This window comes from Primorskyibacter sp. S187A, from assembly GCF_049800955.1.
Lineage (GTDB): Bacteria > Pseudomonadota > Alphaproteobacteria > Rhodobacterales > Rhodobacteraceae > JAKVBH01.
This window is the reverse complement of record NZ_JBNAGA010000001.1, coordinates 768,793-795,043: the sequence shown is the minus strand read 5'-3', so window position 1 is coordinate 795,043 and position 26,251 is coordinate 768,793. Positions and strand designations below refer to the sequence as shown.

Below are 26,251 nucleotides of genomic sequence, written 5' to 3'. Positions count from 1 at the left end.
TTGGAAGAGGCACCGAAGTGATCGCGCGGCAGTGGGTTCCAGGTCCCGGCGGCATACCCCCCGCGCGCGGCACAGCTTGGGTTTGCACCCGCGACCTCGCATGCGTTAAAGCAGAGCCATGGCCCTGCATATCATCGATCATGTGCTGACCGACCGCGGCTCGAAATACGCGGTCTCCGGCGCTCCCTGCGCGTCGGAAGCAGATGCCAAGACGCTTCTCAAGGCGCTCAAACGCAATAAGAAATTCGCCAAGGCCACCCATAACACATGGGGTCTCTTGTTGCCTTCGGGCGGGGTGAAGGCGGATGATGGCGAAAGCGGCGCAGGCAATGTGATTTTGCGCATGCTGGAGCGCGAAGGCGCCCAAAACCATCTCGTCGTCGTGACGCGGTGGTACGGTGGCAAGCATCTGGGCGGAGACCGCTTTCGCCACGTGCAAAGCTGCGTGCGCGCCTATCTCGATGCCGTGCAGCAGGGCGACTGACCCAGAAAAAAGGGGCGCACGTCCGAAAACATGCGCCCTGAGTGGCCAAGCTCCGTGAGGGGGATTGGCGAGGGTAAAGGGTCAGAATTTCCGGGAAATGCCGAAGCTGATCACATCCACATGCGCATCGACACGTTCCTTGCCGGCGCCAAAATCATAGCGCGGCCCGCTGAAGTTGTGTCGCGTCGCATCCAGCCGTACGGACCAATCCTCCGTCACGGCGAATTCAGCACCGAGCCCGATCATCGGCGAAATCGTGATATTGGTGTCGTCCTTGTCATCCATGAGCCCGCCATTGGTCGCCGACAGGCCCAAAGTGCCAAAGACGAAGAGCTGCTCGGTGGCATACCCCAGTCGGCCCTTGGCGCTCAGGATCCCACCGCTTTCATGATCACCACGCTCCCGGCCATCACGTAGCGTGCCTTCACCGGAAAAGCCCGTCAGCCCAAGCTCTGCGCCCCAGGCAAACCCGCCCGGTTGGACCCGTGTCAGACCACCGTAAATCCCCAGTGTGCTGCTGCGCTGCTCCGCATCCAGCCCGCCCGCCTCAGCGGTTGCGCGGGCCGCATTCAACGAGAGCCCGGCGTAATACCCGTCAAATCTTTCCTGCGCCTCACCCCGCGAGACAAATCCCACGGCAATGGCCAAGGCCAAAAGTCCCAATCTGTATTGCATTTTGCATTCCACTTATCGTTTAGTTGCGAAGGGTTGCCCTTACACTTGCATGAGTTATTGTTTTACGATAATTTTTGCAAGAGGTATTATGATTGGAGCTGCACATGCCTGAATCACATGATCATAACCGTCTGGCGCGGATCGCTCGCTGGGGCCGCATCTGCGTCATTGGTGCGCTTTTGATTCTCGTTGGCGTCCTGAGCTACGCCGTGATCTCGCTGGTGGCGCAGCCTGATGCGAGCTGGGCCTACCTCGGAGAGGAATATGAGGTCAGTGACGTGCTGGGGCCGCGCAACAGCGCCAAACTCTGGATCATCGCGGGCATTCACTCCCTGACCGATATCCTGGGCGGCGTGATCTTATGGACGGCGCTGGGGCTTTTTGCCCTGTTCGGGCGAGGCCAGGTTTTCACCGAAGAGACCGTCTCCCGACTGCGGCGCATTGGCTGGTGTCTCTTTGCGATGGCGCCCGTCTCGATCCTGGGCCAAACCATCGCAGTGGCGATTTTCACCTTTGCGAACGAGGCCGGAGCGCGCCGTGTGTCCGTGGGCTTCAGCGATACAGATGCCTATGCGATTGTGGTCGGTTTGATCATCGTGGCGGCGTCTCTGGCCATGGCGGAGGCCTTGCGTCTGGCGCGCGAGAATGAGAGTTTTGTCTGACCCGGAGTCTGAGGCCCCATGCCCATCATAGTTACACTCGATGTCATGCTGGCCCGGCGCAAGATGCGCTCGAAAGAGCTTGCGCAGATCGTCGGCATTACCGAACAGAATGTCTCCCTGCTCAAATCGGGCAAGGTCCGGGGGGTGCGCTTCGAGACGCTGGAGAAAATCTGCGAAGCATTGGACTGCCAGCCGGGTGATATTCTCGAATTTGTGCCCGATGAGACGGGATGACGGCTATTTGAGCTGGCTGTCTTTCGAGCCACGCCGGTTGATGCCGCCGCGCGCCTTGTAGGCCCCGTCGCGTTCCTGCTGACACTCGATGCAGAGCTTCACGCCGGGGATCGCTGTCCGCCGCCGCTCGGGGATTGGCTCCTCGCATTCCGCGCAATGGCTCAGGCTCTCGCCCACCGGCGCGCGCCGCGCTTTCAGCCGTGCCAACTCGTCATTGACCGAGGCCTCGATCTGTTCGTTCACCGCGCCGTCGCGGGCCCATCCTCCGGCCATGGGTATCCTCCTGTGCTCGGTTCAAGCCTAACCCGCCGCGCGCGGCGCGCCAACTGGTCAGATGCAACGGCGGCTCTATCTGACCTCCAAACGCTTATGGAGTTTTGCAATGAAACGGCTCGTAGCCCTTCTGACCCTCATCGCGCTGCCCCTTTGGGCGAGCCCGCCCGCCCCGCTTGAGCGCTTTCAGTTCGACAATATCGATGGCGGCGAGATCGTGCTCAGCGATTATGCAGGCCAGCCGATCTTGATCGTGAACACAGCCTCGCGTTGCGGGTTCACCGGGCAATATGAGGGGTTGCAGGCGCTGTCTGATCGCTATGACGCGCAAGGGCTCGTTGTGCTGACGGTGCCCTCTGACGATTTCAATCAGGAGCTGGCATCAGACGCGGAGGTCAAGGAATTCTGCGAGGTGAATTTCGGCCTCGATCTGCCGATGACGGGGATCACGCCCGTGCTTGGCCGGGAGGCTCATCCCCTCTACGCCTGGCTGCGCGAAACCCATGGCTTCGCCCCGCGCTGGAATTTCAACAAGGTTCTGATTGGCCGCGACGGCACCCTTCTGGCCACCTATGGCTCTGGCACGCGCCCGCTTTCCCGGACCCTGACCCGCGCGGTCGAGAGCGCGCTCGCAGGCTCCTAGCGCAGCACCAGAGGCTGTGATTGCCAGCGCCGCAGCATGGTAATAACGGCCTCGGGCTGTTCCAGCGGCGCCAGATGTCCGGCGCCTTCGATCACCTCAAGCTCCGCATAGGGGATCAGCTCCGCCATGGATTGGTGCCGTTTCACGGGATAGCGCAGATTGCCGCTCCCGCAAGCCACCATGACCGGGCACTTGATCCGGCGCAGTGTCGCCTGTTGGTCTTTGCGGCGCATCAGGCAGCGCATTTGCCGCGCGTAGCAATCCGGCCCGATGTGATCGACCATATCGAGCGCCAAGGCCATAACTTCGGCGGCTTGCGGCACAGGTGCCAGACCCGCCGCGCGCAGCTCTCCCTCGAAACTGGGCATCAGCTGGCCTGTCTTGACCTTGATCACAAGCGCTTCACGATCCGCCGCCTCATCGGGTGTGCCGGCATGGGGCGAGGTGTCCAGCAAGGCCAGCCGCGAGACGCGCTCGGGCGCGCGCCGCATGACTTCCATCGCAACCATCCCGCCAAGACCGGCACCGCAAAGCGCAAATTTCGGCGGCGCAGACGTCACGATCTCGGATGCCATTTCTTCAATCCGGTCGCCCAGATGGACCGGCGCAACCATGACCATACGCTCCATGCCAAGCCCCGTCATCGCAGGGGCCCAGAACCGCGCATCCGCGCCTTCCGGCGGCAGCAATAGCAAAGGATCAAGCGCCATCAGGCTGTCTCTCGATTGGTGGCGTCAGTCCGGTTCACTCAACATTCCTCGATACAACTCATCTCGCCGGTTGCCCAACGCCCACGCGCCATGGGTGCCACGCCAGAGCTGGTCCAGACATGACACGATCCTCTTTGCTTTAGTCATTCGCTCCAGGGGCTGCAAATGCAAAGCCCTTGGATCGGCGAAATGTCCCACTGGAGAAGCGCTGCGCGGCGGCGCACAGGCTTAATTCGTGCGGATCTGATCCCAGAAAATACCCAGATGCCGCGCCACGATCTCATCATAGCGTGCCGAGGCGCGCAGCGCGCGCAGGCCTGCGTTGATGCGGAACAAATGCGTCGTGCCGCGCCAATGGGACTTGGAGATGATGACGTGCAGACCCTCGGACGATACCGGCCGCTCAAGCGGTACAATCTCGCCCCTCAGCCCCAGTTCTTCGATCACCTTGGCGCCCGTGAACACGTTCACACTTGCCGCATCCGCCTCGCCCCGCTGGACCATCTCGAAACAGGCATGCGGGCTTTCCGCGCGGAGCAAAGTGATTTTGCCCTGCGACAACCACTCGCGACCTTTGCGGTCCAGATCATGCGTGAAAAAGCCCGTCGGGCGGCAAATGCGTTTGCCGAAAATGTCAGAATCCTGATCAAAGCGCATATCGCCATCCGCCCGCACGAACAGCATGATCAGCACATCCACAAGCGGGTCGGAGAAGTGAAACTGTGAACAGCGATAATTCTCCGGCGTCTTCTCGCAATCAGGTTTGGCCCAGGGAAAGCCCATATCCGCCTGTTTTCCGTCCAAGATCGGCGTCAGGTGCTGCGCCCAGTCGTTCTCCCACGCAATCGCATAGGGCACCGGACTGGGGCTCATCTCCAACACCGCGTTCACAAGCTCGGTGAACATGCCCTGACCGGGCCAGTCCAGATCCGTGAAGGGCGCGAAGTTGGACCCTGTGACAAGCGTGAGCTCGGCATCCACCTGTTGCAAGGGCGTGGCCTCTGCGGCCACCGGTTCCTGCCCCGGCGCACAGGGAATGACAAGCGTCATGCCGGGCGCCAGACGAAACCCCGATGCGTCCAGCGCGTCCTGATTGGCGTAGTAGATGAGCGCCCATTGTTCCGCATCGCCATAAGCCTCCGTGGCCAGCGAGAGCAAAGTATCGCCCGCGTCCACGCGCTGGGGCTGGCCGCATTGGGCCAATGCCGCGCCGGACGATGCCACGAGGGCGCAGAGCATCAGACAAAAGGACACCAATCCGCGCATGGATCAGAACCCCGACCAGATCGATGTCAGATGCGTGTCCATGACCTGCGCATATTCACCGGAGCGCCGCATCGTCTCCAGACCGTCATTGAAGGCGGCGATGATGCTGTCGGCGCGCGGATTGTCCACATGTGCCACAACATGGAGCGTTTCGATGGAAAGTGGACGCGTCACGATGATTTCCACCTGATCACGCAGCCCCATGTCGGTCAGCGTCAGCCTGCCCGTAAACTCGTTCATGGCGACAAAATCCGTCTCGCCTCTGACAAGCCGCGCAAAGCATTCCTGCACTGTGCGGGGTTGCATCAGCGTCAGACGGTTGTTGCGCAAAAGCTCAGCACTGGCCGAGTTGAGCGCCGACAATTGCAGCCCCAGCGGGCGGCACAGGCGCTTGCCCTCCAGATCGGTGATGGCGTTGAACTGATGGGGGGAAGATTTCGACTTGAAGAGCAGGATGAGCGTTTCGAAAATCGGGTCAGAATAGACAAATTCCGTGCATTCCGCCGCTGTATCCTCCGCCCCGCAATCGGGTTTCACCCACGGGAAAGACACATCCGCCATGCCCTGCGCCAGGATCGGGTCCAGATGTGCCGCGCGGTCATTGATCCAGTGAAATTCGTGGGCCGGTGCATCCGCCGAATTCACGAAGGAGCGGTTGACGACATCCGAGATAATACCGCTGGACAGATGCAAGCGGTCCGCGAAGGGCTGCATGCCGTCGCTGGCCACGATCTTGATCGGCGCGCCGCGCGCCGGGACCTGCCGCCGGGCGGGCGCAGTGGATTGCACCACACGGGGCGCCGCGCTTTGGGTCGATGTCGCGACAACAGTGCCGCCCTCCAGACCCACCGGCAACCCGTCGATGCAGGCCATGTTCAACCTCTGGCCGACGCGGATCTGATCGGCACGGCTGCCGATCGCGCGCGCATTGTTTTGGAAGATCGCGGTCCATTTGCCCGCGTCATCATACAACCTGTTGGCAATTCCGGAGAGCGTATCTCCGCGCTGCACCACGTAGGTGCCCCCGCAGGTTTGCTGTGCTGATGCGGTGCCCGTCAGGCCCACGCATACGGTCGCAGCGAGTGCCGCTGCCATAGATGCAGTTTTAAATGCCATAGTTTCCCCCAGATATAGGTTTAAGAACCATAATTTGAGGCATTGGGTCAACGGCTCACCACCGCGTCTGGCAACCCCTTGTCAATCAGCGATTTTTCGCCCGGCGGTTGCACAGCAGGACCACCACCATGCACTTATCCACAGAATCAAGACGTAAGGGAAAGCCCTCGAAACGCGGGAAAATCCGCATAGCGCGCGGCGCGCCCGGGCTCCGGAGCGCGGCCGTCACGCACCAATGTGCCGCGCGGCACAATGTAGCTGTCAATCCGGCGCTGCGCGGGCGCATCCGGCCGCCACGCGATGTTGAACGCGCAGAGCTTTGGAAAAAACCAGGCCTCGGCAAAAGGCAAATGATCGTAGAGCCACCACGCCAGATCGCGCCAATCCCGACCCGCCTCGAATTGATCCGCAAACCACGGGATCACAATGGACGCACCGGCCACAGGCGTGTCCGGAAGGTCCCAGATATGGCATTCCAGCGGGTAATCATTGCGCGCGCAATTCAACCTGTTGGCATTGCCAAAGGCATTCAATTCCGGCGCGCGATAGCCGGAGCGCACGGCCACCCGGCCAAAGGTCTCCTCCAGCGGATCCAGCAGCGTTTCGCAAAAGGCACGGCCGCGCGCAATGGCCAGATCTGGGTCCTCCGGGATGTTGGGAATGCGGTGAAAACTGCCGATCTCGGAATAGAGAAATTCCCGCATGTAGAAGTATTTCGACAGCCGTATCCGCCCCAGCGTCTCAAGGCTCCACATGCTTTGGGGTTTACGCATACCCGTTCCAGCGAAACGCGCCATCAGGCCCAAGCGGCGAGAAGGGGTTATGGGCGATCTCCCAGAGATGGCCCTCGGGATCGGCGAAATAGCCGTGATACCCGCCCCAAAAGACCTCCTGCGCCTCTTTCACAATCTCCGCCCCCGCGGCCCGGGCCCGCGCCATGACATCGTCAACCCCGCTGCGATCCTGCGCATTGTAGCCCAAGGTCATCGCCCCGCGGCCCAGCCGCTCCACCGGCAGGCCAAGGTCCTCCGCCAATTTCTCCAGCGGGTAAAGGCCCAGGGTCTGGCCGATGAGATCAAAGGCCACCACGCCGTCTTCCGTCTCAACATTCTGCCAGCCCAAGGCGCGGTAAAACGCAGCAGCGCGATCCACATCGCGCATGCCCAGTGTGATCAGAGAAATTCTCTGCTGCATGATCTAAAACAAGCTCCCCTGTTCGGGTGGTTTCGATTTGGACGATTTGCTGCCAGGCTTGCCACCGCCCAGTTTGACGCGGCCATCGGTGAACTCGATCTCAAGGCCGGAGGCGCTCTCGGCGGCCTGTTTCGTGGTCACAACACCGCCCGCCCCATCACGGACAACAGCATAGCCACGCTCCAGCGTCGCCTTGTAGCTCAAGGTCTCCCGCAGCCGGTCCACCGCGTCCAACCTGTCGCGCAGAACACGCATCTGCCGATCCCCGGCCTCGGCAAAGCGCTGCGAGAGCCGTTGCAGATCGCGCCGCTGCCGCGCCGTTTCCTGTGCGAGAGGCCGCGCGCTGAGGCGCAGGCTCGCCAACTTCTGGCGCTTGGTGTCGACAGCCCGCGTCAAAGCGGGTGCCAACCGTGCCGACAAGCTGTCAAGCGCGCGGCTTTCTTGTTGGACGCGTTGCTTCAGCGTCGAGATCTGCGCCCGGCCCGCCTGCCGTTCCAGCACCACGCGCCTGTGGGCCACGCCCGCTTGCAACGCGGCGGGCAAACGATCCGCGACCCGGTCAAGCCGCTGGCGTGGGCTTTCCAGAAGCGCCTCGATCCGTGGCAAGGCGCGCGACAGATCGCGCAGGCGCTCGCCCCGCCGGGAGAGACCCTGCGTGAGCGCCGTCGTCAGACGCGCGCCCTGGCCATCGACCCATCCCAGAAGATCCAGCCGCACAGGCACAGCCATTTCCGCCGCCGCCGTAGGCGTGGGCGCGCGCCTGTCGGAGACAAAATCGATCAGCGTCGTGTCCGTTTCATGCCCCACAGCCGAAATCAGCGGGATCTCGGAGGCCGCCGCCGCCCGCGCGACGCTTTCCTCATTGAACCCCCACAGGTCTTCAATAGAGCCGCCCCCCCGCGCCACGATCAGCAGATCCGGCCGGGGCAGCGCGCCGCCCGGGGTCAGGGCATTGAACCCCGCAATCGCGCGCGTGACCTCCGGCGCACAGGCGCTGCCCTGCACAGCCACAGGCCAGACCAGAACCTTGCGCGGAAAGCGGTCGCGCAGCCGGTGCAAAATATCGCGGATAACAGCGCCCTGAAGCGAGGTCACAACGCCGATAACCTCTGGCAGGTAAGGCAAAGGCTGCTTGCGCGCATCGTCAAAAAGCCCCTCAGCCGCCAGCGCCTTCTTGCGCTTCTCCAGCATTGCCATGAGCGCGCCCTCGCCCGCAACGCGCACGCGCACGGCATTGAGCGAGAACTTGGACTGAAAGCCGCTGGCCGTCATCTTGCCCTCGGCGATGACCTCCATGCCTTCCTCTGGAATGACATCGAGCCCCGCAACCTGCCCCTTCCAGGTCATGGCAGAGAGGACATTGCGTTCATCCTTGAGGTCAAAATACAGATGGCCCGAGCGCGCGCGCACCACACGGCCCACTTCGCCGCGCACCCGGACATAGCCCAACTCGCCTTCAATCAGCCGCTTGACGACCCCCGCAATCTCACCCACCGAAAATTCAGGCACATTGCGGCCCGGGCTGTCCTCATCGAGAATGTCCATCGCTTGGTCTCCTCCGCCCCTGCGCGCACCTGCGGCGCAAACCAATGCGCGCGTTGGGTCCTATAGAACACGCCTCCCCGAGCACCCACAAGCCGTGACGCAACAATCATGGCCAACAGCATCAAGACGCTCCCCTGCATTGTCCGAAGCCCGCCGCCCGCATCGCTTGAACGATTGCGCCAGCCCGCTTGCTCTCACAGCTCCCAAAGCCTAAACCGCGCACAACATGAGCGATACCACGCTTCTTCATCTTGCCAGAAAAACTCCGGGGGTCCGGGGGCAGCGCCCCCGGCCGCCTGCCACAGGAGACAGATCATGAATATTCTCATCTTGGGCAGCGGTGGGCGCGAACACAGCCTCGCCTGGGCCGTGCATCAGAACCCGAAATGCGACAAGCTGATCGTGGCGCCCGGCAATGCGGGGATGACCGCGATCGCGGAATGCGCCGCCATTGACCCCGACAGCAGCGGCGCCGTGCTGCGTCTTTGCGAGGAAGAAGCCATTGATTTCGTGATCATCGGCCCCGAAGCGCCCCTCGCCGCAGGCGTGGCAGATGCGCTGCGCGACACAGGCATCTCCGTCTTTGGTCCCTCGGCTGCCGCAGCGGAGCTCGAAGCCTCCAAGCGCTTCACAAAGGAGATCTGCGACGCCGCAGGCGCGCCCACCGCCGCCTATGCCCATTTTTCTGATGCCCATGCCGCCAGGGCCTATGTCGAAGCGCAGGGCGCGCCCATCGTGATCAAGGCCGATGGTCTGGCAGCGGGCAAAGGCGTGATCGTGGCCATGGATGAGGCGACGGCCCTGGCTGCCATTGACGACATGTTCGGCGGCACCTTTGGCACGGCGGGCGCAGAGGTTGTCATCGAGGAATTCATGTCGGGCGAAGAAGCCTCCTTCTTCGTTCTGTGCGACGGCGAAGAGGCCCTGCCCATGGGCACCGCACAAGACCACAAGCGCGTCGGCGAAGGTGATAGTGGCCCCAACACGGGCGGCATGGGCGCCTATTCCCCCGCGCCCATCCTGACGCAGGCGCTGCAGGATCAGGTCATGGCGGAGATCATTCGCCCGACGCTCGCAGAGATGGCACGGCGCGGCACGCCTTATCAGGGCGTTCTCTACGCGGGGCTCATGATCGAGAACGGCCGCGCGCGGCTGGTTGAGTACAATGTCCGCTTCGGAGATCCCGAATGTCAGGTGCTGATGATGCGGCTCGGCGCGCAGGTCCTCGATGCGCTGCAAGCCGCCGCAGAGGGGCGTCTGGCGGAACACCGGATCTCCTGGGCCGACGATCACGCCATGACCGTTGTCATGGCCGCCAAGGGCTACCCGGGGTCTTACGAAAAAGGCAGTGTGATCAATGGGCTGGACGCGCTCACCGCTGACAGCTTCCATCAGGTGTTTCACGCGGGCACGGGCACCAAAGACGGCAAGGTCATTGCCACTGGTGGCCGCGTTCTCAACGTCACAGCGCGCGGCGCGAGCCTTGCGGATGCCAAGCAGCGATGTGAGGCGATGCTGAGCGAGATCGATTGGCCGGAGGGGTTCTACCGCCGTGACATAGGCTGGCGCGCGCTCTGATGTTGGCTAGTGCAGATCAACCGGCTCCAGCAGGCCTTCTCGCAACAAATGCTGCACAGGCACCGCGACACTGAGCGCATCGCTGACCGCGTCATGGGCGCGGGCACCCTCGACACTCAGACCAAAGAGCTCCGGCAAGGCATTGCTGCGCGTTTTATGAATGACGTCAATCGGTTGCCCCGCCTTTTGCACGAGCGCCGCGGCATTGCCAAACCGCTCCGGCCGCATCGGCGCCGCCACATCCGCCAGCCAACAGGTGATGGCCATGAGGTTCAACTCATCCTTGCCCCATGACCAGACACGGGCGCCTTGGCAAAACGTCTCAAACTGTCTCAAGGCCTCCGCCAAAGGCAATCCGGCGCGCAGATCCGCGTCGCTCAACCCCGTCAGCTGCGTGAATATCGGCTCAGGCGGCACGAATTGGCCTGCCCGATCATGCGGCCTGATGCGCAGATCCAAGCGCTCCCCGATCTCAAAGGGCGGTTCCAGCGAGAGCGCAACGGCCCCGATTTGCACCACCTGTGGATCAGGATCCTCCGGGCCACACCAGAACCGCTGCGGCGCACCGGGGCTGACCAGAAACTCGCAATCGAAGAAAATGGCCTGACGCGCGCTCATGGCTCAGGCGCTCTTTTGCAACGCGGGGCGCGCCGCCCATTGTCGGACCGCATCCCCAAAGGCCGTAAAGAGCGGGCGCGACACCGGGTCATTGGCCGCATTCCACTCCGGGTGCCATTGCACCGAGAGCGTGAACCCCGGCGCATCTGCGATGTAGATCGCCTCCGGCGTACCATCGGGCGCCCACCCGTCGATCTGCACGCGGGTGCCCGGCGTCTTGATGCCCTGCCCGTGCAAGGTGTTGGTCAGGACCTCTTGTGCGCCCATCAACTCATGAAACACGCCGCCCTGCGTGAAGGACACGGTATGGCGCAGCTCAAACTTCTCTTCCAAAGTGCCATCGGGGGGCATGCGGTGGTTCATGCGTCCCGGCAGATCCCGGATTTCGGGATGCAAGGTGCTGCCGAAGGCCACGGCGACCTCCTGAAACCCGCGACACACGCCGAGAAACGGCTGACCCCGCTCAACAAGCGCGCGGATCAGCGGCAGGGTAATCGCATCGCGGGCCCGGTCAAACTCGCCATGGGCCTCGGTTGCATCCTCACCGTATTCCTCCGGGTGCACATTGGGCCGCCCTCCAGTGAACAAAAAGCCATCGCAGGTCTCCAGAAGCTCTTCTACCGAAACAAACCGGGGATCGGAGGGGATCAACAAGGGCATCGCGCCCGAGACCTCGGCCACGGCTTCGGAATTCATCGTCCCGCCCGCATGGGCGGGATATTGGTCATTGATCAGATATGCATTGCCGATAATGCCAACAATCGGGCGCGCCATGGTGCTCTCCTTTGCTTCAGAGATAATCCCATGGCGCCCTAAAGAAAAGCCAAAGGCGAGAAGACCTCTGGTTTCCACATGACCAAAGGGCGGGGTATCCCCCGCCCTCGCCAGCGATGTGGCTTAGCCAGCCGCTTTCAGCTCCAGGCGCCGCGCGTGCAGAACAGGTTCGGTATAGCCCGACGGCTGCTCGGCACCTTTGAAGACCAGATCACACGCGGCCTGATAGGCAATGCCATCAAACCCGGGCGCCATGGGGCGATAGAGCGGATCGCCCGCATTCTGCGCGTCCACGACCTTCGCCATTTTCTCCATCGCGCCGCGCACCTCGTCCGCGCTGACCACCCCGTGATGCAGCCAATTGGCGATATGCTGCGCCGAGATGCGGCAGGTCGCACGGTCTTCCATCAGGCCCACATCATTGATGTCGGGCACTTTGGAACAGCCGACCCCCTGATCGATCCAGCGCACCACATAGCCCAGAATGCCCTGCGCATTGTTCTCGACTTCGCGCAGGACCTGATCCTTTGACCACATCTGATAGGAGGCCAGCGGGATATCGAGCAGCGTCTCCACATGGGCGCGGCGCCCGCCCGCGCGCATCTTTTCCTGCACCGAGATCACATCGACCTTGTGGTAATGCAGGGCGTGCAGCGTTGCCGCCGTCGGGCTGGGCACCCAGGCGCAGTTGGCGCCCGCCTTGGGATGTTCGATCTTTTGCTCCAGCATCGCGGCCATGGCATCGGGCATGGCCCACATGCCTTTGCCAATCTGGGCACGCCCCATCAGGCCGCATTCGAGGCCGATATCGACATTGCGGTTCTCATAGCCGCCGATCCAGGCCTTGCGCTTGATGAAATCCTTGCGGCTGAACGGCCCGGCCTCCATGGAGGTATGAATTTCATCGCCCGTCCGATCCAGAAAGCCTGTGTTGATGAAGGCCACGCGCGATTTGGCGGCGCGGATGCATTCCTTGAGATTGACCGAAGTGCGCCGTTCCTCGTCCATGATGCCAAGCTTGACGGTATTGGCAGGCAGGCCCAGAAAGCCCTCGATCCGGCTGAAACAGGCATCGGTAAAGGCCACTTCGTCGGGCCCGTGCATCTTGGGCTTCACCACATAGACCGAGCCGCGCTCCGAATTGCCGCCCTGAGCTTTCAGATCATGCATCGCAATCAACGTGGTGATGGCGCCGTCCATCAGCCCCTCAAAGACCTCGTTGCCGTCCCGGTCGAGAATGGCGGGATTTGTCATCAAGTGGCCCACATTGCGCACCCACAAAAGCGCGCGGCCCTTTCGCGTGATCTCGGAGCCATCAGGCGCTGTATAGACCCGATCAGGGTTCAGCGCGCGGGTGAGCGTCTGGCCGCCTTTCTCGAATTGCGTGTTCAGATCGCCCTTCATCAGCCCCAGCCAATTGCTGTAGGCCAGCACCTTGTCCTCGGCATCGACGCAGGCGACGCTGTCTTCGCAATCCATGATCGCGGTCAGTGCGCTTTCCATGAAGACATCGGCGAGCCCCGCCTGATCGCGCGCGCCAATCGGATGTGTCCGGTCAAAGACCAGCTCGACATGCAGACCGTTGTTGACCAGAAGCACCGCCTCGGGCGCTTTGGGATGGCCCCGGTAGCCCACGAATTTCGCCGGATCCGCGAGGGGCTGATCATCGATCAGGAGCGCGCCTTCATGCACGTAGTAGCGCTGCGCATCGGCATGGGAGGTGCCGGTGATGGGGAAGGCCTCATCGAGGAAGACCCGCGCACGGGCCACGACCCGCGCCCCATGGCCCCGATCATAGCCGCCTTTGGGCGGGCGCACGCCCATGGCATCGGTGCCGTAGAACGCATCATAGAGCGAGCCCCAGCGCGCGTTTGCGGCGTTGAGCGCGAAGCGGGCATTTGTGATAGGCACAACCAGCTGCGGCCCGGGCACATGGGCGATTTCGGGATCGACATTGGACGTCTCGATCTCAAACGCGTCGCCTTCGGGCAGAAGGTAGCCGATCTCTTCGAGGAAGGATTTGTAGGCCTTGGCATCATGGGGCTGATTGGCGCGGGACTTGTGCCACTGCGCGATCTGGCTTTGCAGCGCGGCGCGATGTTCGAGCAAGGCGGCGTTGCGGGGCCCTTCTTCGTGGATCAGGCCCGAGAAACCCTCCCAGAAGGTTTTGGCCTCAACGCCGGTGCCCGGCAACGCCTGCGTTTCGATGAACTCCGCCAGTTCCTGAGCGACCTGCAGGCCTGCCCTTTCAACGCGTTCGGTCATGGTTTTGTGTCCCCGCTTTGCATACAGTCGTATGCATGTAGCGCGGGAGTTTCCTATCGGCAACAGGCTTGGTTTGAAGATTTGACCAATCAGACAGATGTCTGTTTCAAATTATTCAGAAGAACCGGCAGGGCCTGTCCGGGCGCGGGCCACTCAGCGCGCGCGGCGGCAGCGCTCGGAGCAATAGCGCACCTCGTCCCAGACCTTCGCCCACTTCTTGCGCCAGGTGAACGGCTTGCCACAGGTGGCGCAGGTCTTTTGCGGCAGGTTCTGTTTCTTGATGCCTTTGGGCATGGGGCAGATCGACCCTCCGGGGGGAGTTTATCGGGCAAGATGAAGAGGAATATTCGAGACCTTCAAAGGTCCAGCTTGAGTTGGCGGTCATCGGGCTTTTTGCGCGCCGAGCTCGTGCGTTTGGGCAAGGGATCGCGGACAAACCGGCGGGCGCGGTCCTTGCGGGAGGCGTGTTTTTCAACGATGTGTTCGGCTGTTTCCCGGAAATCCGGTCCCCGGCGCACGCCAAAGATCATCTCGCGTGCGCGCTTCCCAGCCGTTGGCACATCCACGATGGGCGCGGGATAGCGCAGCGTGGCGGCCTGCCCCCAGCTCCAGGGTTCTTGCAGATGGGCATTGGGCACGGCGGCCAATTCAGGCAGCCAGGCCCGCGTGAAGGCGCCGGTGGGGTCCTGATCATGGCCTTGCTTGATCGGATTGTAGATGCGGGGCGTGTTGATCCCCGTTGTATTGGATTGCATCTGGACCTGTGACCAATGGATGCCCGGCTCGTAATCGGTAAACATGCGGGCCAGATGCGGCCCGGTGGCGCGCCAATCCAGCCAAAGGTGATAGGAAGCAAAGGACATCAGCATCGAACGCATGCGAAAGTTGAGCCATCCCGTCGCGATAAGCGAGCGCATGCAGGCATCGATGAACGGTAGCCCCGTTTCGCCGCGCTCCCAGGCCCTGCGTTTGGTGGGGTCATCCTGACGGATATCCTCATAGGCGGGATGCAGGCAATGGGTTTCGATGCGGGGGGCATCTTCGAGCTTTTGCATAAAGTGGTCGCGCCACGCGAGGCGGGATTGGAAGCTCTTGAGGGAGCCTGTCCAGCCATCGCGCGTTCCCTTGACCTCCTGCTGTCGGGCCGCACAGGCTTGCACGGCTTCACGCACCGAGAGCGTGCCGTAGGCCAAATGGGGCGAGAGGCGGGAACAGGCGGAGGCGCCTTGCAGCGGCGAGGACATATCCTTGCGATAGGTCCGACCGCGTGCGCTCAGGAAACCGCCAAGCGTGCTCAGCGCGGCGCGCCGCCCGCCCGGTTGCACGTCTTGCAACCCATCGGGCGCAAGGCCCAGCTCGGCCGCCTCGGGGAGCGGATCACTTGGGGCGCTCAGAGGTGTGAACGTCGGCACCGGAGATAGAGGCTGGCGCATGAAGCCATCCCGGGTGGCCGCCCACCGATCACGCGTAGGCAAGCGCCGCACGACGCCGCATTGAGGCAATTCGCGCCATGTGACCCCTTGCCCCCGCGCCCAGGCCGCGACGCGGCGATCACGGGCAAAGGTCCACAGGTTGCCGGTCTCTTCATGGCTGACCAATTGCGTCACACCAAGCGCGCATCTGAGATCCTCCAAAACCTGCACAGCATCTCCCGTCCGAAAGATCAGACGGCTTTGGAGATCATTGTTCAGGTCTTGAAGGGAGGCCCGCAGAAACAGCCAGTGGCGTGCGGACATGTCGGGCTGCGCCCAAAGCTCGGGTTCGGTGATGTAGACACAGGCAACAGGGCCGCCCAATGCCAGAGCATGGGTCAGGGCCGGATTGTCCGCCAGCCTGAGATCACGTTTGAACCATAGAAGCGTTGCCATGGCGCAGAGCTAATCGGCCCTGCGCCAAGGTCAAAGATTTAGCCTTTACGGCGACGCGCGACGGCCATGCCGCCCAGCGCTGTCAGCAGCAGCATACCGCCCGCAGGCAGCGGAACCGGCGCTGTTGTCGAACCATCAAACGTGACTTCGCTCAGGAAGATCCAGGACGAGCGGCGGAAAATCTCGACAACCAGCTGATCTGTCGGCGCGATGGCATCGAGCATCACTGTAACAGCGAAAGGATCTGTCGTCAGGGGATCGGCAATCGCAAAATCAACACCGTTGATATTCAGGCCAGTCGGCGAATCCACACCGCCGACTTCAGAATCATCGAAGTGGAAGGTGGCCGAGGTGAAATCAACGTCGGAGGCGAAATTGAACGTGATGATCGGATCGATCGTCCAGCCAACATAGGGACCATTCGGACCGAGCGGGCCTTCGACGCTGTTCCAGTTGGCATCCGCGATGATGCCGTCTGTCAGATCGCCGGTCCCACCGGAGAGCAGCGCATTGTCGGTCGTGTTGTCGCCTGTGCCGTCATAGGTGTCATCCCAGTAGTTGAACGAGCCAGTGGTCCCGTTCACCATGTCATAGGTTTCGACACTGACAGGCGCGGCAAGCGCGGCGGAAGACATAAGGGCCAGCGCGGCGGCGGCGCCAAAAAAGGTTTTCATCGGTAACTCCACAGTTAATTCTGTGTGAACATAGCGCATGTTTGCTGCGGTTGCATAGTCACGCCAGCCCAATGCCACAGTATTGCCTTGATACAGAGTATTTCCCCGCTGGCGACAATCACAGGGGAAAATCTCGCAACCCGCCGCATGGCGCCATGCCCCCTGCGCTGCGGCCCTTTGCAGCCGCGCCCCTTGTTCCTGCCGCGCAATGCCGTAACTCTAGGTCAAATCGCCGGGCGCGCGCTGTGCGCTGCGGTGCCACCAGTCAGGAGACCGCCATGGCCCTCGCCCTCAAGGATGCCACCCCCGCCGCCCCGGAGACGATTTATCTCAAGGACTACACGCCCTTCCCCTTCACGGTTGAGAGCGTGCATCTGACATTCCGTCTGGAGCCGCGCGCCACCCGCGTCATCTCCCGCATCGCTTTTGCGCCCAAGGGCCACGGCGCGACGCTGGAGCTGCATGGCGAAGAGCTGGATCTCAAATGGGCCAGGATTGATGGGCAGGAGGTGACGCCTGATGTCACCGACAAGGGCCTGAGCGTCGCCGCCCCCGATCAGCCCTTCATCTGGGAGGCCGAGGTTGAGATCAGCCCCGAAACCAACACCGCGCTGGAGGGGCTCTACATGTCCAACGGCATGTATTGCACGCAATGCGAGGCCGAGGGCTTTCGCAAGATCACCTTTTACCCCGATCGACCGGATGTCATGTCCGTCTTTACCGTGCGCATTGAGAGCGACCTGCCGGTGCTCCTGTCAAACGGCAACAAGGGAGAAGTCGCTGCTGGCTTTGCCGAATGGCATGACCCCTGGCCCAAGCCCGCGTATCTCTTCGCGCTGGTCGCCGGGGAGCTGGTCAACCACCCCGACCGCTTCACAACCGCCTCGGGCCGCGATGTCGAACTCAACATCTGGGTGCGCGACGGCGATCTGCACAAATGCGGTTTTGGCATGGAGGCGCTCAAGGCCTCGATGCGCTGGGATGAGGAGGTCTACGGGCGCGAATACGATCTCGACATCTTCAACATCGTGGCCGTTGATGATTTCAACATGGGCGCGATGGAGAACAAGGGGCTCAATATCTTCAACTCCTCTTGCGTGCTGGCCTCGCCCGATACCTCGACAGACGCCAATTACGAGCGGATCGAGGCGATCATCGCCCATGAATATTTCCACAACTGGACGGGCAACCGGATCACCTGTCGCGACTGGTTCCAGCTGTGTCTGAAGGAGGGGCTCACCGTCTTTCGTGATGCGCAGTTCACCTCTGATATGCGCTCGGCGGCCGTCAAAAGGATCGACGATGCGATGGAGCTGCGTGGGCGGCAATTCCCCGAGGACAACGGCCCGCTGTCGCATCCCGTGCGGCCCGAGAGCTTTCAGGAGATCAACAACTTCTACACTGCCACCGTCTATGAGAAAGGCGCGGAAGTCATTGCCATGCTCAAGCGGCTGGTGGGGGATGCGGCCTATTACAAGGCGCTGGAGCTCTACTTCACACGCCATGACGGGCAGGCCTGCACCATCGAAGACTGGATTGCCGTCTTTGAGGAGAGCACGGGCCGTGATCTCAGCCAATTCAAGCTCTGGTATTCCCAAAGCGGAACGCCCCGCCTCAGTGTCGCCGAGACATTTGCAGAGGGCACCTACACGCTGACCTTCACGCAAGAGACCAAGCCAACGCCCGGGCAGGACAAAAAGGATCCCAAGGTCATTCCCATCGCGGTGGGGCTCTTGTCCCCCAATGGGGATGAGGTCGTGCCCACAACGCTTCTGGAGATGACCGAGGCCACCCAGAGCTTCACCTTTGAGGGGTTGGGGGCCAAACCGGTCCCCTCGATCTTGCGGGATTTCTCAGCGCCTGTGATCCTTGAGCGCGACGTCAGCCCAGCGGAGAACGCCTTCCTTCTGGCCCATGACACAGATCCCTTCGCCCGCTGGGACGCGGGCCGCAGCCTGATGCGCGATGTCTTGATGTCCATGGCACGCGGGGAAAGCACGGAGGATGGCCCGCTGATCGAGGGCATTGTGACGGTGCTCACAGATCGCAGCCTTGATCCAAGCTTTCGCGTGCAGGTCATGTCCCTGCCCGGGGAAAGCGAGCTGGCGGCGGCGCTCTTTGAAGCCGGGCACACGCCTGATCCCGACGCGATCCACGGCGCGTGCGAAACCTTGCGTCAGCGCCTCGCCGAACGGATGCAGGACGAATTGCCACGACTTTACGCGGAAAATCAGGTCTCCGGCCCCTTCTCGCCCGATGCGAAATCCGCGGGCAAACGCGAGATGGCCAATGCGGCGTTGGGGCTGACAACCCGGTTGGATGGCGGCGCCCTCGCGGCCCGGCAATTCGCGGATGCCGACAACATGACACTGCAAATCGCGGCCCTGTCTCGGCTTGTGCAAATTGGCAAGGGCGAGGCGCAGCTGGCGGCGTTTTATGAGCAATGGCAGGATGATCGTCTGGTCATCGACAAATGGTTTGGCCTGCAGGTGGGCATGGCCGCGCCGGAGCGGGCCGTGGATGTGGCCCGGGCGCTCACGGCCCATAAGGACTTCACCATGACCAACCCCAACCGGTTCCGCGCCACGCTGGGCACATTCGGGGGCCACCATGCCGGGTTCCACCGGGCCGATGGCTCAGGCTATCACTTCCTCGCGGATTGGCTCATTCAGCTGGACGCGAAGAACCCACAGACCACCGCCCGGATGTGCACGCTCTTTCAGACATGGCGGCGCTATGATGCGACGCGCCAAGGCGAGGCCCGCGCGGCTCTGGAGCGGATCGCGGGCACCTCTGGCCTCTCGCGCGACACCAATGAGATGGTCACGCGCATTCTGGGCGACTGATCCATGGGCGCGGACAAACCATGGCGTTTTGAGGCCTCCGCGCGGGGCCCGCGCGCCTTTCTGGTGTTGGGTCTGTGGTGGGGGCTTGTGCTTCTGGGGCTCTGGGCCATTGAGCTGAATATCTGGATTGCGCTGGCCTTGCTGACGTTTTCGCTGCCTGCCATCTGGGAGCTTGTGCGCGGCGCCACGGCCTATCTCGAGATCGACAAGACCCATGTGCGCTGGGGGTCTGGGCGACGCAGCGGAGAGGTGGCGCGCAACGAGATTGGCAAGGTGCGCCTCGACACACGGCTCGATTTCTCGCTGCGCATGTCGATTGTTCTGCACAACGGGCGCAAGATCCGCCTGCCCTATGAATGCCTGCCCCGCGCCGCACGCCTGAAGGCTGCGCTGGATCAGGCGGGGCTCGCCCATGAGCATCATCACTTTTCGCTTTTGTCTTAGACAATCGCGAGGCGCGCGCTGCGGATCACGGCAAGGTCGCGCTGCACACTGCGCGGCCCAGTCCGGCAACGCCAGACCGCCCCCACGGGGCGGCACTTGCCAATGCTCCGTCAGTGATACGTAACCTTGACAGTCTTACTCCACGCCAACCGGCACAGGCTCGGCAGGCTCAAGCGTCCAGCCTGCATCCAGCCAGCCGCTGATCCCTTCGCGAAACCAATAGACCGCGCCATAGCCCATCGCGGCGATCCTCTGCGCGGCGTTCCAGCTCATCCAGCAATCCGCGACACAAAAGACGATCACCCCACGCCCGTCGCTCAGATGCGCCTCAAGGTTGCGCGCGAGATAGGCCTGCATCTCCTCCGTCAACCGCCCGCGGCCCACTTCGGGCAGCCACAGCGCGCCGGGCAGGCTCTCGTGAACTTTGGACACGAGCCATGTCCCGTCCAGCTCATCATAGCGCGCGCTTTGTGCGCCAAACACATCGAGCAACAGCGCGCCCTGCCCCTGCAGCGCCACGACCTCATCAATCATGATGCGGGTCACAGGGGCGGGAATGTCCTGCGGTGTCGGCGCGCGTTGCCGTGCGATCCGGTAGCCTGTTTCGGTATCAAAGAGATCCGGGCGGCGTTCCTGCATGGAGACGTAACTCTCCGCTCCCGCGCGCTCTGGCGACGCGAGCAGCGCGACGAGGGTGCAGAGACAAAGGAGGCGCATAGCGAACATGGGGTCAGTCTCTCCCGCTCCAGCGCATGCTGACAACCCATCCAAACGTCACAACCTCGTGCATGCCCCCGGGCTCTCGCTATTGACGGCCTGCTGTGCGATGTCACACCAGTGCCTCACGCGCTTTTTGGGAGGACAGAACACAACAGACATGGCGATGGTTTGGGCCCGATGACAGCATTCCCCGAGCGATATTCGTCAGGCCGGTGCCGACCGGATCGTCACGGCACTCTACCATATCTCGCCGGGCCTGCCTTGGCGGACGACACCATCGCAGCAGGGCTGCGCAAGCCCGCGTGCATGATCTCATACGGGCAGACCACGCGCATCTGACCCGCAATGACGGGATCGATGCCGAGGGGCTGCGGGGCGTGTTGGCTGCGCTCACAACCCGGCGATAATCACCTGTGCTTGCTTGCATCCGGCCCGGCATGCGCCAAATTGCACCAGAGTAAAACACGAAGGACAGAAAATGAGCGACGACACCTTGCCGAACCAGCCTGCGGATTACACGCCGCCCAAGATCTGGACATGGGACGCCGAAAGCGGGGGGCGGTGGTCCAAGATCAACCGCCCGATCTCCGGCGCGACCCATGAGGCAGACTTGCCCCGCGGCACGCATCCGCTGCAGCTTTATTCGCTGGCCACGCCCAACGGGCAGAAGGTCACGATCCTCCTTGAAGAGCTCTTGGAGCTGGGCGAGAGCGGCGCGGAATATGACGCGTGGTTGATCCGGATTGGCGAGGGCGCGCAGTTTTCATCGGGGTTCGTGGAGGTCAATCCCAATTCGAAAATCCCTGCATTGTATGACGCAGACCGCGGTGTCAGGGTTTTTGAGAGCGGCGCGATCCTGCTCTATCTCGCAGAAAAATTCGGGCATTTTTTGCCAACGGAGATCAAACACCGCACCGAGGTGCTCAATTGGCTCTTCTGGCTGCAAGGCTCTGCGCCCTATCTCGGCGGTGGGTTCGGGCATTTTTATGCCTATGCGCCCTTCAAGATGGAATACCCCATCGACCGTTTTGCGATGGAGACCAAGCGCCAGCTCGATGTGCTGGACCGCGAGCTTGCCAACAATCGGTTCCTCGGTGGCGACAGCTACACCATTGCCGATATGGTGACCTGGCCCTGGTACGGCAATCTGGTGCGCGGGACGCAATATGATGCGGGCGAGTTCTTGCAGGTCGAGAGCTACAAGAACGTCTGTCGCTGGTCAGATGAGATCTGGGCGCGTCCTGCGGTGCAGCGAGGGCGGATCGTCAACCGCGTGGCAGGGCCGGACAACGAGCAGTTACACGAGCGCCATGATGCCTCGGATTTTGATCTGCGCACGCAGGATAAGCTGACCAAAGGCTGAAGCGGCGGGTTTGAGCTCGGGGGCTCTGCCCCCGCGCGCGTGCCGCGCGCTCCCCCGAGGTATTTTCAGACAAAAGAAGACATTGGCTGCGATCAAGAGCAGCTGTTGCGCCGCTAGATGCGCGGTACGGCCGGGGCTTTGGTGGCGCGCAGGAAGGCGTGGATTTTCTCGGGATCTTTCACGCCCGGTGCGCTTTCCACGCCGGAACTCACGTCGAGCTGTCTGGCACCGGTGCGTTGGATGGCCTCTGCCACGTTGTCAGGCACCAGACCGCCGGCCAGCATCCACGGGCGCTGCCAATATTTGCGGCGCGCAAGCAGTTGCCAGTCAAAAGCCAGTCCATTACCGCCGGGCAGATCGCCGCCTTTGGGCGGCTTGGCATCGATCAGAAGCTGATCGGCCACCGGCGCGTAGGCATCAATGGTTTGCAGATCTGCCTCTTCGGCGATCCCAATGGCCTTCATGACCGGCAGGCCGTAGCGCGCACGCACCTGTGCGACGCGATCCGGTGTCTCACTGCCGTGGAGTTGCAACATATCGAGCGGGACCTGGGCGGTCAGGTCATCCAGAAAGACGTCATCGGCATTGACCGTGAGCGCGACCTTGGCCACGCCCAACGGCACTTCGATGGCCAGCGCGCGGGCCTGATCAAGGCTCACGTTGCGGGGAGATTTGGGAAAGAAGACAAACCCCGCATAGGCCGCGCCCGCCTCAGCGGTTGCCGCCACATCCTGCAACGTGCTCAGCCCGCAGATTTTCGTCCGTATCTCTGTCATGTTGATGCTCTTAAGTTCAAAACGCCCCACGCGTCTCCGCCGGGGCGCTTTTGCCGGGGCCGTGGGGCCTTCGGTTTCTCAGAGGTCAGCTGGCTTCGTCGAGAATCGCCAGAACCTCATCCTGACCTTCGGAATTCTTCCGCTTCAGGCGGCGCAGTTCGCGCTCCATGGATTTGACCTCAGCCGTTTTACGCGCGGCTTCCGTACGGTGCTTGGCCTCCCGGATCCATTCCCAGACGAAGCCGATGAGCAAGCCCGCGACAACGCCGCCGAGAATGACAAGGAACAGCGGCAATTCCACAGCAACGGCGAAGGGCCCAAGACCGGGCACCCCGGCCAGACCGTCGGGCAGCGAATTCAGCGTCACGGTATTGCGGTTGGCGAGCGCCAGGGTCACCAGAACAATCGCGACGGACGCGAGAAAGGCATATTTGATGTAACGCATAACGTCCTACTTTCCGTTCAGCCGATCCCGCAAGAGCTTGCCTGTCTTGAAGAATGGCACGTGTTTTTCAGAGACATCCACGGTCTCTCCCGTGCGGGGGTTGCGCCCGGTGCGCGCATCGCGCTTCTTGACGGAAAATGCGCCAAAGCCGCGCAATTCCACCCGGTCGCCGCGCGACATCGCGGCGGTGATCTCGTCAAAAATGGTATTCACGATCCGCTCGACATCGCGCTGATACAGATGAGGGTTCTCATCGGCCAGTTTTTGAATCAATTCCGATCGGATCATCGGTTGTCCCCCCTTTTGTGGCCCCGTCGCGCCACTTTCATATCGGGAGACTATAGAAACTCTGAGCCCCGACGGGAATAACCCAACGACTGCCAATTGCCACAGAGCGCCGGAAAAGGCCGTAATTTTGGCGATGTGGATCGGGAAAAAGGCAAATCGAGCGCGCTTGATGTGTGATCACGGCCCCGTGAGCACCTTTGCCGCTCTGCAGCGAAGACGTTGATTCGGAATGGAAAAGGCGCGCATGGCACGCCTTGCCCCCTATCAGGATCAAATCAGGTGCGCAGCCCTCACGCGGCGGCGGCCCCGCTCGGCGTCTTGGCGAAAACGGATCTGAACAGGAAAAACAGGCAATAGAGCGTGAACACGATCTGCGTCAGAAGAGCCAACCCAATGCCGACCATGAACAGGCTTGGCACACCGGAGCCCACGGGGTTGCCCATTTGAATATCCATCAAAAGGACACATGCCATGATTGCCAGCGCTGCGCTCCAGGCCTTGGCAGCATGGCCGAACGTGCGCAACTGATGGCTATGCTCCGCAGCGGCCTCGGCATCACCGTTAGCCCTTGCCCCTCGCCGCCAGAAAAAGGCCAGCGCAGCCCCGATAAAGGGCGTCAGAACAGCCGCAATCCCTGCGGAATAAAGCGCCCAGACGAGCACTGGCTTGGTGTTTGATGACATGGCGGATCTCCGAGGTGTGTCGCTTCGATTAACCCTGAGTGCCACTTGAGCTCGTCAGGATTGCGACGGGAATTGGGCCATGTCTTGCCCCGGGTCATGACCGGGCGCTCGATGCTGGGGTCCAAAATGCAAAACGCCCCGCAGATGTCTCTGCGGGGCGCTTCTCATTGCATTCGGAAGGGAAGATCAGTCGTCGCCGGTCTTCAGAGCCGCGCCGAGGATATCGCCCAGCGATGCGCCGGAATCAGACGAGCCATACTGCTCGACCGCTTCCTTCTCTTCCGCGATCTCACGCGCCTTGATCGACAGGCCCAGACGGCGGGTCTTGCTATCGACATTGGTCACGCGCACATCGATCTTGTCACCGACGTTGAAGCGCTCGGGGCGTTGCTCGGCACGGTCACGGGACAGATCGGAGCGGCGGATGAAGGACTTCATGCCCTCGTATTCCACCTCGATGCCGCCATCCTCGATCGCTGTCACTTCGACGGTGATCACGGAGCCACGCTTCGTGCCACCCACGGCTTCGGCGAACTTGTCACCACCCAGCGCCTTGATGGAGAGCGAGATGCGCTCCTTCTCGACGTCCACTTCGGAGACAACGGCCTGAACCACGTCACCTTTGCGGTATTCCTGAATGGCTTCCTCGCCGCGCTGATCCCAGCTGAGATCGGAGAGGTGCACCATGCCGTCGATCTCGCCCTCGAGACCGATGAACAGGCCGAACTCGGTGATGTTCTTGACTTCGCCTTCGACAGGCGTGCCCTCGGGATGGGTCTCTGCAAAGACTTCCCACGGGTTGCGCTGTGTCTGCTTGAGGCCAAGGGAGACGCGGCGCTTCGCACCGTCGATCTCCAGCACCATGACGTCCACTTCCTGAGAGGTGGAGACGATCTTGCCGGGATGCACGTTTTTCTTCGTCCAGGACATCTCGGAGACGTGAACCAGACCTTCAACACCGGCTTCGAGCTCAACAAAGGCACCGTAATCGGTGATGTTGGTGACGCGGCCCTGGTGCACGGAGCCCAGCGGATATTTCGCGCCAACCAGATCCCAGGGATCTTCCTGCAGCTGCTTCATGCCGAGCGAGATGCGGTGCGTTTCTTTGTTGATCTTGATGACCTGAACCTTGACCGTCTCGCCAATCGTGAGGATCTCGGAGGGGTGGTTCACACGGCGCCAGGCCATGTCTGTCACGTGCAGCAGGCCGTCTACGCCACCAAGGTCCACGAATGCACCATATTCGGTGATGTTCTTGACCACACCATCGACCGCTTGGCCCTCGGCGAGATTGCCGATGACCTCGGCGCGCTGCTCGGCGCGGCTCTCTTCGAGGATCGCACGACGAGAGACAACGATATTGCCCCGGCGACGGTCCATCTTGAGGATCTGGAACGGCTGCTTGAGACCCATGAGCGGGCCTGCGTCGCGCACGGGGCGCACATCGACCTGCGAGCCGGGCAGGAAGGCCACTGCGCCGCCGAGATCGACAGTAAAGCCACCTTTGACGCGGCCGAAGATCGCGCCTTCAACGCGCGCATCATCGCCATATGCTTTCTCGAGACGATCCCACGCTTCTTCGCGGCGGGCCATCTCGCGGGAAATCACGGCTTCGCCACGGGCGTTCTCTGCCGCGCGCAGATAAACCTCAACCTCATCGCCAACAGCGATTTCGGGGGCTTCACCGGGATTTGCGAATTCTTTGAGCTCGACACGGCCTTCCATCTTGTAGCCGACGTCGATGATGGCCTGGCCCGCTTCAATCGCGATGACCTTGCCTTTGACAACTGACCCCTCTTCGGGTGTGTCCATTTCGAAGCTTTCATTCAGGAGGGCTTCGAATTCCTCCATGGTTGCGTTCGCCATGTAGCGTTTAAATCCTATTCATCTGGTTTTGCTGGCCGTGCGGTTGTCTCCGCCGGTCTGATGGGTTGGTCGGTCAGGTGATCCGAGTGTCGGTCCGCAAAACAAAGAGGGCCGGATGACCGACCCTGCTCGCTCCTCGTCTGCGGTGTTTACACCTTGATGACCCGCGCGCTTTAGCGGGTTTGGCCCCGCGCATCAAGTCCCTTAGCGCAACCGGCTCGGTTTGGGCCAGTTGCTGTTT

Annotated in this window: 28 protein-coding genes; 8 read left to right on the top strand and 20 right to left on the bottom strand. The window is 62.0% G+C overall.

Annotation, left to right across the window (positions count from 1 at the left end; translation table 11 throughout):
* The first annotated feature begins 118 nt into the window (after positions 1 to 118).
* Positions 119 to 484: a YigZ family protein gene (locus ACP15S_RS04080; protein WP_425038299.1), complete on the top strand. Its 366-nt coding sequence runs from the start codon at positions 119 to 121 to the stop codon at positions 482 to 484.
* An 81-nt stretch (positions 485 to 565) separates the two neighbouring features.
* On the opposite strand, the gene ACP15S_RS04075 is transcribed toward ACP15S_RS04080, so the two are convergent.
* Positions 566 to 1,159, bottom strand: a complete 594-nt coding sequence (locus ACP15S_RS04075; protein WP_425038298.1) for an outer membrane protein — start codon at positions 1,157 to 1,159, stop codon at positions 566 to 568.
* A gap of 104 nt (positions 1,160 to 1,263) precedes the next feature.
* On the opposite strand from ACP15S_RS04075, the gene ACP15S_RS04070 reads away from it, so the two are divergent.
* Together ACP15S_RS04070 and ACP15S_RS04065 are read left to right on the top strand one after the other, a co-directional pair.
* Complete coding sequence (locus tag ACP15S_RS04070) at positions 1,264 to 1,821, top strand: DUF2975 domain-containing protein (RefSeq protein WP_425038297.1); 558 nt, start codon at positions 1,264 to 1,266, stop codon at positions 1,819 to 1,821.
* Positions 1,822 to 1,839: 18 nt separating this feature from the next.
* A complete protein-coding gene (locus tag ACP15S_RS04065) occupies positions 1,840 to 2,055 on the top strand; it encodes a helix-turn-helix domain-containing protein (RefSeq protein WP_425038296.1) in 216 nt (71 codons plus the stop codon).
* 3 nt (positions 2,056 to 2,058) lie between these two features.
* Here ACP15S_RS04065 and ACP15S_RS04060 read toward each other — a convergent pair whose 3' ends face one another.
* Positions 2,059 to 2,328 (bottom strand): DksA/TraR family C4-type zinc finger protein, encoded by a 270-nt coding sequence (locus ACP15S_RS04060; protein WP_425038295.1) that lies wholly within the window; start codon positions 2,326 to 2,328, stop codon positions 2,059 to 2,061.
* Positions 2,329 to 2,437: 109 nt separating this feature from the next.
* Here ACP15S_RS04060 and ACP15S_RS04055 point away from each other — a divergent pair, with 109 nt between their 5' ends.
* Positions 2,438 to 2,971 (top strand): glutathione peroxidase, encoded by a 534-nt coding sequence (locus ACP15S_RS04055; protein WP_425038294.1) that lies wholly within the window; start codon positions 2,438 to 2,440, stop codon positions 2,969 to 2,971.
* Here the strand turns inward: ACP15S_RS04055 and ACP15S_RS04050 are convergent.
* From ACP15S_RS04050 to xseA, 6 genes are all read right to left on the bottom strand, one after another.
* Entirely contained in the window at positions 2,968 to 3,681 is a 714-nt protein-coding gene (locus ACP15S_RS04050) for an alpha/beta fold hydrolase (protein WP_425038293.1), read from the bottom strand. The two genes, ACP15S_RS04055 and ACP15S_RS04050, sit on opposite strands and share 4 nt — an antisense overlap.
* A gap of 228 nt (positions 3,682 to 3,909) precedes the next feature.
* Positions 3,910 to 4,947, bottom strand: a complete 1,038-nt coding sequence (locus tag ACP15S_RS04045; RefSeq protein WP_425038292.1) for an ABC transporter substrate-binding protein — start codon at positions 4,945 to 4,947, stop codon at positions 3,910 to 3,912.
* A gap of 3 nt (positions 4,948 to 4,950) precedes the next feature.
* The gene (locus ACP15S_RS04040) at positions 4,951 to 6,042 is read right to left on the bottom strand and encodes a LysM peptidoglycan-binding domain-containing protein (RefSeq protein ID WP_425038291.1); all 1,092 of its coding nucleotides are present in this window, start codon (positions 6,040 to 6,042) and stop codon (positions 4,951 to 4,953) included.
* A gap of 167 nt (positions 6,043 to 6,209) precedes the next feature.
* Positions 6,210 to 6,818, bottom strand: coding sequence for a hypothetical protein (locus ACP15S_RS04035; protein ID WP_425039648.1), 609 nt, complete (start codon positions 6,816 to 6,818; stop codon positions 6,210 to 6,212).
* A gap of 10 nt (positions 6,819 to 6,828) precedes the next feature.
* Entirely contained in the window at positions 6,829 to 7,257 is a 429-nt protein-coding gene (locus tag ACP15S_RS04030) for a VOC family protein (RefSeq protein ID WP_425038290.1), read from the bottom strand.
* Between the two features lie 3 nt (positions 7,258 to 7,260).
* Entirely contained in the window at positions 7,261 to 8,802 is a 1,542-nt protein-coding gene (xseA, locus tag ACP15S_RS04025) for an exodeoxyribonuclease VII large subunit (protein ID WP_425038289.1), read from the bottom strand.
* A gap of 315 nt (positions 8,803 to 9,117) precedes the next feature.
* Between xseA and purD the strand changes: the two genes are divergently transcribed.
* Positions 9,118 to 10,380 carry a phosphoribosylamine--glycine ligase gene (gene purD, locus ACP15S_RS04020; protein ID WP_425038288.1) on the top strand — a complete coding sequence of 421 codons (1,263 nt, stop codon included), beginning with the start codon at positions 9,118 to 9,120 and terminating at the stop codon, positions 10,378 to 10,380.
* A 6-nt stretch (positions 10,381 to 10,386) separates the two neighbouring features.
* On the opposite strand, the gene ACP15S_RS04015 is transcribed toward purD, so the two are convergent.
* From ACP15S_RS04015 to ACP15S_RS03990, 6 genes are all read right to left on the bottom strand, one after another.
* Positions 10,387 to 10,998, bottom strand: a complete 612-nt coding sequence (locus ACP15S_RS04015) for an exonuclease (protein ID WP_425038287.1) — start codon at positions 10,996 to 10,998, stop codon at positions 10,387 to 10,389.
* 3 nt (positions 10,999 to 11,001) lie between these two features.
* A complete protein-coding gene (locus ACP15S_RS04010; RefSeq protein ID WP_425038286.1) occupies positions 11,002 to 11,772 on the bottom strand; it encodes a gamma-glutamyl-gamma-aminobutyrate hydrolase family protein in 771 nt (256 codons plus the stop codon).
* Positions 11,773 to 11,895: 123 nt separating this feature from the next.
* Positions 11,896 to 14,037: a malate synthase G gene (locus ACP15S_RS04005; RefSeq protein ID WP_425038285.1), complete on the bottom strand. Its 2,142-nt coding sequence runs from the start codon at positions 14,035 to 14,037 to the stop codon at positions 11,896 to 11,898.
* A 153-nt stretch (positions 14,038 to 14,190) separates the two neighbouring features.
* Complete coding sequence (locus ACP15S_RS04000) at positions 14,191 to 14,331, bottom strand: DUF2256 domain-containing protein (protein ID WP_425038284.1); 141 nt, start codon at positions 14,329 to 14,331, stop codon at positions 14,191 to 14,193.
* Positions 14,332 to 14,393: 62 nt separating this feature from the next.
* On the bottom strand, positions 14,394 to 15,905 hold the full coding sequence (locus tag ACP15S_RS03995; protein WP_425038283.1) for an FAD-binding domain-containing protein: 1,512 nt from the start codon (positions 15,903 to 15,905) through the stop codon (positions 14,394 to 14,396).
* Positions 15,906 to 15,943: 38 nt separating this feature from the next.
* Positions 15,944 to 16,579, bottom strand: coding sequence for a VPLPA-CTERM sorting domain-containing protein (locus tag ACP15S_RS03990; protein WP_425038282.1), 636 nt, complete (start codon positions 16,577 to 16,579; stop codon positions 15,944 to 15,946).
* Positions 16,580 to 16,857: 278 nt separating this feature from the next.
* On the opposite strand from ACP15S_RS03990, the gene pepN reads away from it, so the two are divergent.
* Together pepN and ACP15S_RS03980 are read left to right on the top strand one after the other, a co-directional pair.
* Positions 16,858 to 19,425 carry an aminopeptidase N gene (gene pepN / locus ACP15S_RS03985; RefSeq protein ID WP_425038281.1) on the top strand — a complete coding sequence of 856 codons (2,568 nt, stop codon included), beginning with the start codon at positions 16,858 to 16,860 and terminating at the stop codon, positions 19,423 to 19,425.
* Positions 19,426 to 19,428: 3 nt separating this feature from the next.
* Positions 19,429 to 19,869 (top strand): hypothetical protein, encoded by a 441-nt coding sequence (locus tag ACP15S_RS03980; protein ID WP_425038280.1) that lies wholly within the window; start codon positions 19,429 to 19,431, stop codon positions 19,867 to 19,869.
* A 135-nt stretch (positions 19,870 to 20,004) separates the two neighbouring features.
* Here the strand turns inward: ACP15S_RS03980 and ACP15S_RS03975 are convergent, their stop codons facing one another.
* Positions 20,005 to 20,595, bottom strand: coding sequence for a rhodanese-like domain-containing protein (locus ACP15S_RS03975; protein WP_425038279.1), 591 nt, complete (start codon positions 20,593 to 20,595; stop codon positions 20,005 to 20,007).
* Positions 20,596 to 21,067: 472 nt separating this feature from the next.
* On the opposite strand from ACP15S_RS03975, the gene yghU reads away from it, so the two are divergent.
* Positions 21,068 to 21,952 carry a glutathione-dependent disulfide-bond oxidoreductase gene (gene yghU, locus ACP15S_RS03970; protein ID WP_425038278.1) on the top strand — a complete coding sequence of 295 codons (885 nt, stop codon included), beginning with the start codon at positions 21,068 to 21,070 and terminating at the stop codon, positions 21,950 to 21,952.
* Positions 21,953 to 22,065: 113 nt separating this feature from the next.
* Here yghU and ACP15S_RS03965 read toward each other — a convergent pair whose 3' ends face one another.
* From ACP15S_RS03965 to rpsA, 5 genes are all read right to left on the bottom strand, one after another.
* Positions 22,066 to 22,728, bottom strand: a complete 663-nt coding sequence (locus tag ACP15S_RS03965) for a phosphoribosylanthranilate isomerase (protein ID WP_425038277.1) — start codon at positions 22,726 to 22,728, stop codon at positions 22,066 to 22,068.
* 85 nt (positions 22,729 to 22,813) lie between these two features.
* The gene (locus ACP15S_RS03960) at positions 22,814 to 23,173 is read right to left on the bottom strand and encodes a lipopolysaccharide assembly protein LapA domain-containing protein (RefSeq protein WP_425038276.1); all 360 of its coding nucleotides are present in this window, start codon (positions 23,171 to 23,173) and stop codon (positions 22,814 to 22,816) included.
* A gap of 6 nt (positions 23,174 to 23,179) precedes the next feature.
* Positions 23,180 to 23,461: an integration host factor subunit beta gene (gene ihfB, locus ACP15S_RS03955; protein ID WP_425038275.1), complete on the bottom strand. Its 282-nt coding sequence runs from the start codon at positions 23,459 to 23,461 to the stop codon at positions 23,180 to 23,182.
* A 290-nt stretch (positions 23,462 to 23,751) separates the two neighbouring features.
* Positions 23,752 to 24,144 (bottom strand): hypothetical protein, encoded by a 393-nt coding sequence (locus tag ACP15S_RS03950; RefSeq protein WP_425038274.1) that lies wholly within the window; start codon positions 24,142 to 24,144, stop codon positions 23,752 to 23,754.
* Positions 24,145 to 24,330: 186 nt separating this feature from the next.
* Positions 24,331 to 26,010 carry a 30S ribosomal protein S1 gene (rpsA, locus tag ACP15S_RS03945; protein ID WP_425038273.1) on the bottom strand — a complete coding sequence of 560 codons (1,680 nt, stop codon included), beginning with the start codon at positions 26,008 to 26,010 and terminating at the stop codon, positions 24,331 to 24,333.
* Positions 26,011 to 26,251 lie beyond the last annotated feature (241 nt).

Bases quoted from the DNA above. Each gene is read 5' to 3' on its own strand.
- ACP15S_RS04080 (WP_425038299.1), top strand. From the start codon at position 119: ATGGCCCTGCATATCATCGATCATGTGCTGACCGACCGCGGCTCGAAA.
- ACP15S_RS04075 (WP_425038298.1), bottom strand. From the start codon at position 1,159: ATGCAATACAGATTGGGACTTTTGGCCTTGGCCATTGCCGTGGGATTT.
- ACP15S_RS04070 (WP_425038297.1), top strand. From the start codon at position 1,264: ATGCCTGAATCACATGATCATAACCGTCTGGCGCGGATCGCTCGCTGG.
- ACP15S_RS04065 (WP_425038296.1), top strand. From the start codon at position 1,840: ATGCCCATCATAGTTACACTCGATGTCATGCTGGCCCGGCGCAAGATG.
- ACP15S_RS04060 (WP_425038295.1), bottom strand. From the start codon at position 2,328: ATGGCCGGAGGATGGGCCCGCGACGGCGCGGTGAACGAACAGATCGAG.
- ACP15S_RS04055 (WP_425038294.1), top strand. From the start codon at position 2,438: ATGAAACGGCTCGTAGCCCTTCTGACCCTCATCGCGCTGCCCCTTTGG.
- ACP15S_RS04050 (WP_425038293.1), bottom strand. From the start codon at position 3,681: ATGGCGCTTGATCCTTTGCTATTGCTGCCGCCGGAAGGCGCGGATGCG.
- ACP15S_RS04045 (WP_425038292.1), bottom strand. From the start codon at position 4,947: ATGCGCGGATTGGTGTCCTTTTGTCTGATGCTCTGCGCCCTCGTGGCA.
- ACP15S_RS04040 (WP_425038291.1), bottom strand. From the start codon at position 6,042: ATGGCAGCGGCACTCGCTGCGACCGTATGCGTGGGCCTGACGGGCACC.
- ACP15S_RS04035 (WP_425039648.1), bottom strand. From the start codon at position 6,818: ATGTGGAGCCTTGAGACGCTGGGGCGGATACGGCTGTCGAAATACTTC.
- ACP15S_RS04030 (WP_425038290.1), bottom strand. From the start codon at position 7,257: ATGCAGCAGAGAATTTCTCTGATCACACTGGGCATGCGCGATGTGGAT.
- xseA (WP_425038289.1), bottom strand. From the start codon at position 8,802: ATGGACATTCTCGATGAGGACAGCCCGGGCCGCAATGTGCCTGAATTT.
- purD (WP_425038288.1), top strand. From the start codon at position 9,118: ATGAATATTCTCATCTTGGGCAGCGGTGGGCGCGAACACAGCCTCGCC.
- ACP15S_RS04015 (WP_425038287.1), bottom strand. From the start codon at position 10,998: ATGAGCGCGCGTCAGGCCATTTTCTTCGATTGCGAGTTTCTGGTCAGC.
- ACP15S_RS04010 (WP_425038286.1), bottom strand. From the start codon at position 11,772: ATGGCGCGCCCGATTGTTGGCATTATCGGCAATGCATATCTGATCAAT.
- ACP15S_RS04005 (WP_425038285.1), bottom strand. From the start codon at position 14,037: ATGACCGAACGCGTTGAAAGGGCAGGCCTGCAGGTCGCTCAGGAACTG.
- ACP15S_RS04000 (WP_425038284.1), bottom strand. From the start codon at position 14,331: ATGCCCAAAGGCATCAAGAAACAGAACCTGCCGCAAAAGACCTGCGCC.
- ACP15S_RS03995 (WP_425038283.1), bottom strand. From the start codon at position 15,905: ATGGCAACGCTTCTATGGTTCAAACGTGATCTCAGGCTGGCGGACAAT.
- ACP15S_RS03990 (WP_425038282.1), bottom strand. From the start codon at position 16,579: ATGAAAACCTTTTTTGGCGCCGCCGCCGCGCTGGCCCTTATGTCTTCC.
- pepN (WP_425038281.1), top strand. From the start codon at position 16,858: ATGGCCCTCGCCCTCAAGGATGCCACCCCCGCCGCCCCGGAGACGATT.
- ACP15S_RS03980 (WP_425038280.1), top strand. From the start codon at position 19,429: ATGGGCGCGGACAAACCATGGCGTTTTGAGGCCTCCGCGCGGGGCCCG.
- ACP15S_RS03975 (WP_425038279.1), bottom strand. From the start codon at position 20,595: ATGTTCGCTATGCGCCTCCTTTGTCTCTGCACCCTCGTCGCGCTGCTC.
- yghU (WP_425038278.1), top strand. From the start codon at position 21,068: ATGAGCGACGACACCTTGCCGAACCAGCCTGCGGATTACACGCCGCCC.
- ACP15S_RS03965 (WP_425038277.1), bottom strand. From the start codon at position 22,728: ATGACAGAGATACGGACGAAAATCTGCGGGCTGAGCACGTTGCAGGAT.
- ACP15S_RS03960 (WP_425038276.1), bottom strand. From the start codon at position 23,173: ATGCGTTACATCAAATATGCCTTTCTCGCGTCCGTCGCGATTGTTCTG.
- ihfB (WP_425038275.1), bottom strand. From the start codon at position 23,461: ATGATCCGATCGGAATTGATTCAAAAACTGGCCGATGAGAACCCTCAT.
- ACP15S_RS03950 (WP_425038274.1), bottom strand. From the start codon at position 24,144: ATGTCATCAAACACCAAGCCAGTGCTCGTCTGGGCGCTTTATTCCGCA.
- rpsA (WP_425038273.1), bottom strand. From the start codon at position 26,010: ATGGCGAACGCAACCATGGAGGAATTCGAAGCCCTCCTGAATGAAAGC.